The organism is Streptococcus suis (assembly GCF_046032535.1).
Classification (GTDB): Bacteria; Bacillota; Bacilli; order Lactobacillales; family Streptococcaceae; genus Streptococcus; species Streptococcus suis_AK.
The window spans coordinates 1-8,273 of record NZ_JARQPL010000057.1; the positions used below are offsets into that span (position 1 = coordinate 1).

The 8,273-nt window shown below is 41.1% G+C and carries 10 protein-coding genes; 1 reads left to right on the forward strand and 9 read right to left on the reverse strand.

The window, feature by feature from the left end:
• Nucleotides 1–81 precede the first annotated feature (81 nt).
• Nucleotides 82–264, forward strand: coding sequence for a 4-oxalocrotonate tautomerase (locus P7J58_RS10890; RefSeq protein WP_002934978.1), 183 nt, complete (start codon nucleotides 82–84; stop codon nucleotides 262–264).
• A 49-nt stretch (nucleotides 265–313) separates the two neighbouring features.
• Here the strand turns inward: P7J58_RS10890 and lepA are convergent, their stop codons facing one another.
• The 9 genes from lepA to P7J58_RS10935 form a co-directional block, all read right to left on the reverse strand.
• Entirely contained in the window at nucleotides 314–2,146 is a 1,833-nt protein-coding gene (gene lepA / locus P7J58_RS10895; RefSeq protein WP_024376982.1) for a translation elongation factor 4, read from the reverse strand.
• Between the two features lie 95 nt (nucleotides 2,147–2,241).
• Nucleotides 2,242–2,655 carry a nucleoside-diphosphate kinase gene (ndk, locus tag P7J58_RS10900; RefSeq protein WP_105134241.1) on the reverse strand — a complete coding sequence of 138 codons (414 nt, stop codon included), beginning with the start codon at nucleotides 2,653–2,655 and terminating at the stop codon, nucleotides 2,242–2,244.
• 22 nt (nucleotides 2,656–2,677) lie between these two features.
• Nucleotides 2,678–3,265 carry a ribosome biogenesis GTP-binding protein YihA/YsxC gene (gene yihA / locus P7J58_RS10905; RefSeq protein WP_174850626.1) on the reverse strand — a complete coding sequence of 196 codons (588 nt, stop codon included), beginning with the start codon at nucleotides 3,263–3,265 and terminating at the stop codon, nucleotides 2,678–2,680.
• Between the two features lie 61 nt (nucleotides 3,266–3,326).
• Nucleotides 3,327–4,553, reverse strand: a complete 1,227-nt coding sequence (gene clpX, locus P7J58_RS10910) for an ATP-dependent Clp protease ATP-binding subunit ClpX (RefSeq protein WP_105207194.1) — start codon at nucleotides 4,551–4,553, stop codon at nucleotides 3,327–3,329.
• 197 nt (nucleotides 4,554–4,750) lie between these two features.
• Nucleotides 4,751–5,263 (reverse strand): dihydrofolate reductase, encoded by a 513-nt coding sequence (locus tag P7J58_RS10915; protein WP_029176986.1) that lies wholly within the window; start codon nucleotides 5,261–5,263, stop codon nucleotides 4,751–4,753.
• 336 nt (nucleotides 5,264–5,599) lie between these two features.
• A complete protein-coding gene (locus tag P7J58_RS10920) occupies nucleotides 5,600–6,439 on the reverse strand; it encodes a thymidylate synthase (protein ID WP_408572586.1) in 840 nt (279 codons plus the stop codon).
• A 52-nt stretch (nucleotides 6,440–6,491) separates the two neighbouring features.
• Nucleotides 6,492–6,794: a hypothetical protein gene (locus tag P7J58_RS10925; protein ID WP_002943171.1), complete on the reverse strand. Its 303-nt coding sequence runs from the start codon at nucleotides 6,792–6,794 to the stop codon at nucleotides 6,492–6,494.
• Between the two features lie 11 nt (nucleotides 6,795–6,805).
• Nucleotides 6,806–7,084 carry a hypothetical protein gene (locus tag P7J58_RS10930; protein ID WP_024376977.1) on the reverse strand — a complete coding sequence of 93 codons (279 nt, stop codon included), beginning with the start codon at nucleotides 7,082–7,084 and terminating at the stop codon, nucleotides 6,806–6,808.
• Between the two features lie 125 nt (nucleotides 7,085–7,209).
• The gene (locus P7J58_RS10935; RefSeq protein ID WP_044759851.1) at nucleotides 7,210–8,169 is read right to left on the reverse strand and encodes an ROK family glucokinase; all 960 of its coding nucleotides are present in this window, start codon (nucleotides 8,167–8,169) and stop codon (nucleotides 7,210–7,212) included.
• Nucleotides 8,170–8,273 lie beyond the last annotated feature (104 nt).

Below are 8,273 nucleotides of genomic sequence, written 5' to 3' on the forward strand. Positions count from 1 at the left end.
TAGTCAAGTTAACATTATTACACTCATTAAAAATTTGGGATTGAAAAATCCCCATAAACTTATTTTACGAGGAGGAAATATATGCCATTTGTACGTATTGATTTGTTTGAAGGACGCACAGAGGAACAAAAAATTGCCCTTGCGCGTGAAGTGACCGAGGTGGTATCACGCAATACCAATGCACCAAAAGAAGCCATTCATGTCTTTATCAACGATATGCCAGAAGGAACCTACTACCCACAAGGTGAAATGAAACGTAAATAAGAGAAAACACTCTTGCAACAAAATGCAGGAGTGTTTCTTTATATCAAGATTATTTCTTATCGTCTTCATCCATGCTGAGAACGCTGAGGAAGGCTTCTTGTGGAACTTCGACAGATCCGATGGCCTTCATCCGTTTTTTACCAGCTTTTTGTTTTTCTAGGAGTTTGCGTTTACGGGAAACGTCACCACCATAACACTTGGCCAAAACGTTTTTACGTAGGGCCTTGATGTCGCTACGGGCAACAATTTTCTGACCGATAGCTGCTTGTATTGGTACTTCAAACTGTTGACGCGGAATGATTTTCTTGAGTTTGTCCACGATAATTTTCCCACGTTCGTAGGCAAATTCCTTGTGGACGATAAAGCTGAGGGCATCGACCTTATCGCCATTGAGGAGAATATCCATTTTCACCAACTTGGATGAACGGTATTCAGAAATCTCATAGTCGAAGCTGGCATAACCACGAGTGGATGACTTAAGCTTATCAAAGAAGTCAAAAACAATCTCCGCCAGTGGAATTTGGTAGATGACATTGACACGATTATCATCGATGTAATCCATAGTCACAAAGTCACCACGCTTGCGTTGGGCCAATTCCATGACTGCACCGACGTATTCCTGTGGTACCATGATTTGTGCCTTAACGTAAGGCTCTTCGATAGTGGCGATCTTGGTTGGGTCTGGGAATTCGGATGGGTTGGCTACATCAATCATTTCACCGTCCGTCATGTTGACATGGTAAACCACCGACGGTGCTGTCATGATGAGGTCAATGTTAAACTCACGCTCAATTCGTTCTTGGATAACATCCATGTGCAAGAGCCCCAAGAATCCACAGCGGAAACCAAATCCAAGTGCCTGCGAGGTTTCAGGTTCGAACTGCAAGCTGGCATCGTTTAGCTGGAGTTTTTCCAAGGCTTCCCGAAGGTCATTGTACTTGTTGGAATCGATTGGATAGATACCTGCAAAGACCATTGGGTTCATCTGCTTGTAGCCCGCTAGTGGCTCACTGGCAGGATTTTCAGCCAAGGTCACCGTATCACCGACACGGGTATCCGCAACTGTCTTGATGGAGGCTGCAATGTAACCAACATCACCAGTCGCCAAGTAATCACGACCGATTGCTTTTGGTGTGAAGATACCCACTTCCGTCACATCAAAGGTCTTGCCATTGCTCATCATCTGAATAGTATCGCCAGGTTTTACCACACCGTTGACAATACGAACTTGCAGGATAACGCCTCGATACGGATCGTAAACCGAGTCAAAAATCAAGGCTTGCAACGGTGCTGCAACATCACCAGTCGGTGCAGGGACTTTCTCTACGATTTGCTCCAAGATTTCCTCGATACCAATACCCGCCTTAGCTGATGTTGGCACTGCTTCTGAGGCATCCAAACCAATCACATCTTCGATTTCCTGACGAACCCGCTCTGGGTCTGCTGCTGGTAGGTCAATTTTGTTAATGATTGGCAAGATTTCCAAATCATTGTCCAAGGCTAGATAAACGTTAGCCAAGGTCTGTGCTTCAATCCCTTGAGCAGCATCCACCACCAGAATCGCCCCCTCACAGGCCGCAAGAGAACGCGATACCTCATAGGTAAAATCCACGTGTCCTGGTGTGTCAATCAAGTGGAAAATGTATGTCTCTCCATCTTTAGCTGTATAGTTGAGTTCGATTGCGTTGAGTTTAATTGTGATACCACGCTCGCGTTCCAAGTCCATACTATCCAGCAACTGGGCTTGCATTTCACGGCTGGAAACTGTTTCTGTCTTCTCAAGAATACGGTCAGCCAAGGTTGATTTACCATGGTCGATGTGGGCAATAATGGAGAAATTACGAATTTTCTCCTGTCGTTTTTTCAAATCTTCTAAATTCATGTTTCTTCCTCTACAAGGGTATTACTCCTCATTATATCAGATTTAGTGATAATTTTCCATAAGAAAAACACCTAGAAAACTAGGTGTCTGCTCTGCTATTTTCCCAGCCAAAGACCGATCTCTCGTTCGGCTGCTTCTGCACTATCTGAGCCATGAACGACATTTGCCACAATTCCCTCTACGGGCGCTGTCGCAAAATCTCCACGAATAGTCCCAGGTAGGGCGTTTACTGGATTGGTAGCTCCCATCATATCTCGCCAAGATTTGATAACTTCTGGCCCTTCTATAATGCCAGCTATCATCGGCCCGCTCGTCATATATTGTACTAATTGCGGGAAGAAAGGTTTATCTGTCAAATGATCATAATGTTGACTGATTAGCTCTTCTGTCGCTGTAACCATTTTTAAATCTTGGATTTGAAATCCCCTGCGTTCGATACGTGAAAGAATTTGTCCCGCAAGTCCACGCTTAAGAGCATCTGGTTTGATGATGATGAAAGTACGTTCCATGATTTTTCTCCTGAACTGTTTATTAGATGTTACTTAAGATAGCATCCCATGCCTGATCGTATCCGTGACGAGTCTCAGAAGAAAAGATAACGAATTGATCATTTTTATCAAAATCCAATTTCTTTTTAATCATCGATTCGTGCTTATTCCACTTTCCTCGTGGGATTTTATCAGCCTTCGTTGCCACAATAATAACAGGAATTTCATAATATTTCAAGAAATCATACATTTGAACATCATCTGCTGATGGCTCATGACGCATGTCTACTAAACTTACAACAACACGTAGATTCTCTCGTGTTGTCAAATACTCTTCAATCATTTTGCCCCATTTAGCACGCTCAGTCTTGGAAACCTTGGCATAGCCATAGCCTGGCACATCGACAAAACGAATTTTGTCATCGATATTGTAAAAGTTTAACTGTTGGGTCTTACCTGGTTTTCCTGAAGTGCGGGCCAGATTTTTTCTTCTGAGCAAGGTATTGATGAAGGAAGATTTTCCTACATTTGAACGACCAGCCAGGGCGATTTCTGGAATATCGTCATCTGGGTATTGGGCCTTTGAAACCGCACTCAGTAGAATTTCAGCATTGTGTGTATTGATTTCCATTCTTTACCTCTCATAAATAAGGGGGAGAAAGCTAATTGCTTATCACCCCTAATGATCATTTTTAGGCAGTTTCTAGCAATGGCTTTTCCTTACCATCAACTGCTGCTTTTGTAACACGAACACGTTTGACGTCATCTTGACTTGGAACTTCAAACATGACATCCAACATAGTTTCTTCGATAATTGAACGAAGTCCACGCGCTCCTGTTTTCCGCTCAATCGCCTTCTCTGCAATGGCCAACAAGGCATCCTCATCAAAATCCAACTCGACATCATCGTAAGACAAGAGGGTTTGATATTGTTTAACCAGTGCATTCTTAGGCTCCGTCAAGATGCGAACCAAGTCCTCGGTTGTTAACTGGTCTAAAGCTGCAAATACAGGCAAGCGACCAATCAACTCTGGAATGATACCGAATTTTTGAATATCGTCTGCAATGATATGTTGCATATATGATTCTTTTTCATCAATAGCACGATTGTTTTGACCGAAACCGATGATTTTCTCTCCAAGACGTTGCTTAACGATTTCTTCAATCCCATCAAAAGCACCACCTACGATGAATAAAATGTTTTTGGTATCCACATGAATCATTTCTTGGTTTGGATGTTTGCGTCCGCCTTGCGGTGGAACACTGGCAACTGTTCCTTCAATGATTTTCAAGAGAGCCTGTTGGACACCTTCACCCGAAACATCGCGGGTAATGGACACATTTTCACCTTTTTTGGCAATCTTATCAATTTCATCCACATAGATAATTCCTCGTTCTGCCCGGTCAATGTTAAAATCTGCAGCCTGCAAAAGCTTGAGGAGAATATTTTCTACGTCCTCACCGACATAACCCGCCTCAGTAAGAGCAGTCGCATCAGCAATAGCAAATGGGACATTCAAACTTTTAGCCAAGGTTTGAGCCAAGAAGGTTTTTCCTGAACCAGTCGGGCCAATCATGAGGATATTTGATTTTTGTAAATCAACATCGTTCTCATCACGACTATCCTGGAAATTGATACGTTTGTAGTGGTTGTAAACGGCTACTGCTAAGGCACGCTTTGCACGATCCTGTCCGATGACGTAGTTGTTCAGGATATTGAGTAATTCTTGTGGCTTTGGTGTATCGGCCAAGTCTGTCAAAACTTCTTCTGCCAATTCCTCACGAATGATTTCTTGGGCCAATTCTACACATTCATTACAAATGAAAACATTATTTCCTGCTATAATTTTTTTAACTTCTTCTTGATTTTTTCCACAAAATGAACAATAAATCAACTCATGGGTATGCTTAACAGCCATATATTTCCTCTTTCATATCTCTTATCTAAATAAAAAGCCATAAATAGCATGAATGCTATTAACCAGATTGGTAAAAGCATTCAATAAAAATAAAATGGCTAGACCAAAACGTTTCTTTCTAAAGGCTTGAATAGCACAAAGGACGCATATTCCGCAGAGAAACGCTGTAAATAAACCGAATAAACTTCTCTCCATGCCTAACCATCTCTTCTTTCATAGGTTTTTATTGTAAAATCATACGGGTTTTTCTCGTCTTTTGGACGTAAATTGGCGCTTTGTAGCTGAAATTTCTCCATAGGAAATGCTTTCGGAAAATACACATCGCCATTAAATTGACCGTGAATATCTGTCACTATTAAAGCTTCAATGTAAGGTGCAAAAGCAGTAAAAATTTGTCCCCCACCAAGCACAAATAGTGTCTGCTCCTGTTTGTTATACCAATCTAGGACAGCTTCCACACTGTGTAAAATGGTAACATGTTCATTCTCTAGTTGATAGGTTTTATCTGTAGTCAAAACGATGGTGTGACGATTGGGAAGAGCACGTTTACCCATGCCGTCGAAGGTTATACGTCCCATCACCATCGTGTGACCTGTTGTCGTTTCTTTAAAATGAGCCCAGTCAGCAGGCAAATACCAGGGCAATTTATCGCCTTTTCCAATCAATCCATTTTCATCTTGGGCCCAAATTGCAACTATCTTCTTTGTCATTTTCTCTCACTTTCCGTCCTATCATTCTATCAAAAAAACATAAAAAATGCACTTACCAAGTAGGTCTAGTGCAAATTTTTATCATGCTGAAACTATCACCGACTCCTCAGAGATAGGGAAGATTCCGAGATTCGTAGAATGTGAATCTCGCTGATGCTGGAAAGCCCCCTCATCTTAAATCGCCAAGTCAAATTTGAGTTGCGGTTTAACTGGCTTCGAAAGTCTGAGTATAGACTGTTGAAGGTTGGAAGTGAAACAGGTCGGGGAACTGTTTCAGCCCGAGCCTAAAAATAAAGAAGCGAGGTAAAAGAACGAAGTTCTTCACTGCTAATCCAGTTAAATTGCTAGATCGAATTTTAACTGCGGCTTAACCGGCTCATAGTCCACCAATTCAAAATCTTCTGCCCGAATATCAAAGAAATTGGTACCGTCAGGAACATTTAAGACCAAACGTGGCTCAACTTCAGATGGTGTACGACGGAGTAATTCTTCAGCCTGTTCAAACTGATTGTCATAGATGTGAAGATTGTTGATGAAATAGAAAAACTTCCCAACCTTCCATCCAAAATGTTTAGCAATCATCATCTGAAGGGCTACATACTGCATAGCGTTGATATGATGGGCTACCAACATATCATTTGACCGTTGAGTTAGAGTTGCATCCAGATAAATCTCCCCATCCACTCGGCGAACATCAAACATAGTTTGAAAGGCACATGGCAACAAACCAGCAGATTGGTCAAAAGCTTCATAATCCCATAAGGAAATCACATTGCGACGGTTCCATGGATTTTCTTCCAAGTGCTTGAGGATTTTTGAAATGATGTCATGCTTTTTCACGATAGCACCGTAACGTTCACCGATTGTGCCTGTTCCTTCAACTTCCCAATCATTCCAATACTGGACACCGTATTTTTCCTGTAAAACCAACAAATCATTGGTCTGGTCTTGGTAAATCCAGAGAATTTCCTTAATGGCTGATTTAATCGGGATAGGTCTTAGTGTGGTAATAGGAAACTCCCCCTTGGCCAAATCATACTCCGCAAAGGCACCAGTAATATACTTGGAATTAGCGACATTTCCATCCTTGTAACGTGGGCGAGCATTTTCTGAAAAAACGCCATCTTCCATAATCTTACGAATGTTTTCTTTAAAAATAATATCTGCTTTAGTCATGGTCTTAGTATAGCAAATTCTAGCAAAAAACTCCAGTTTTGCACTGGAGTTCTCATTTGAAAAAGAATGAATAAAAATCAAGGTGGAACAAACCAGATAGGGCAGTTATTATGCTGAACAATATAAAATACAAGGCAACCAGGAGAACACTCAACAATATCTGACGAACATTTTTCGTATAAATCGCCGTTGGTAAGCTGGCTAGTCCGAAAAATGGAATGATGAAAAATGTCAGTTTAAAATTCACATTTACAAGATCAAACCATTGCCCTATTGGTAAAAATAACAAGGCAATGAGAAAAATTGCGATACCATACAAAACTAGATTTAATCTTTTTAGTAAAGTCAGGTTCATAACTACTCCTTCTAGGGGCCAAATATAAAGTAGCCAATACCGAATATCAGAGGAAATGAGATCATCAAGAAGATACTAATCAAACCAGTCCACAATTTTTTATAATAAATAGATAGTATAAGAATTAAAGTCCCCAGTATAGGAAGAATCAACATGGTTGCTACGTTTCCCCAGCTAGACGGGAAAAACCAGTCACGAATCCAGTAATCAAGGAAAAAGGCAGACAGTAAAATCAAAAGCCCGACTATAGTTAGATAGTCAATTAGTTTAGGCATACTTACTTGTTTCATACACCAACACTCCTTTCTCTTTTCACTATTATTGTACCCTTTTATCAACCGAATTTCAATATATGTATATAAAGAAAGTGTGACAGCGGATTAGAAAAAAAGCAGAGTTTCCCCTGCTTCAGTTATTATTTCAAGACAAGTGATGCTGCACCTAATACACCTGCATCATTACCACGTGTTGCCAAGACAATTTGTGTACTTTCCTTGATTTGTGGGAAGCTATTTTCAGCAAAGACCTTGCGAACGCCATCCAATAAGAACTCTCCTGCAGCTGATACACCACCACCCAGAACGATGTAGGCAGGATTGAGGACTGCTGCAATGTTTGCACAAGCAACACCTAGGTATTCTGAGAAGTGACGGTAGACAATCAAGGCCAAATCATCGCCTTCTTTTGCCAAATCAAAGACATCTTTAGCCGTTACATCTTGCCCATCATCGATCATTTGTTTCAGTTTAGCATCGCCAGCGTATTGATCAGCATAGCGACGGCTGAGGTTAACAATACCTGTCGCTGAAGCAACTGTTTCTAGACAACCTTTCTTACCACAAGTACATGCAAATGGCTCATCAAAGTCAACTGTGATATGACCTAATTCACCACCAGCACCTTTGACCCCACGAATCAAGTTTCCAGCAGCGATGACACCGCCACCAACACCTGTACCAAGCGTCATAAAGACAACGTTGGGATTGTTATTACCAGCACCAACCCACTGCTCACCGAGAGCCGCTACGTTGGCATCATTGTCGATAAAGAATGGCAAACCAAGTGCAGTTTCAAACTGTTCTTTGACCAACTGCAAAGTCTTCCAGTTGAGGTTATAAGCACCGATAACAGTACCAGCTTCGCTATCAACGACACCAGGAGACCCCATACCAACACCCAAAAAGTCATCTTTTGTCAAACCATGGGTTTCAAATCGCTGCTTGATACTGTCAATAATATCAGGTACAATGTGACTTCCATCGTCTAATATATTTGTCTTGATAGACCATTTTTCTTGAATTTCTCCCTCAGTAGTCAAGATGGCCAATTTAACAGAAGTTCCCCCAAGGTCAATACCAATAATTTTTTTAGACATAATCATCACCTCAAATGTATTTTCTTTATTATAACATAATGCAAAGGTTTGCGTAAAGCCTTTTCAAAAAATTGAACAGATAAAAAATTTGCCCTAACGAAACA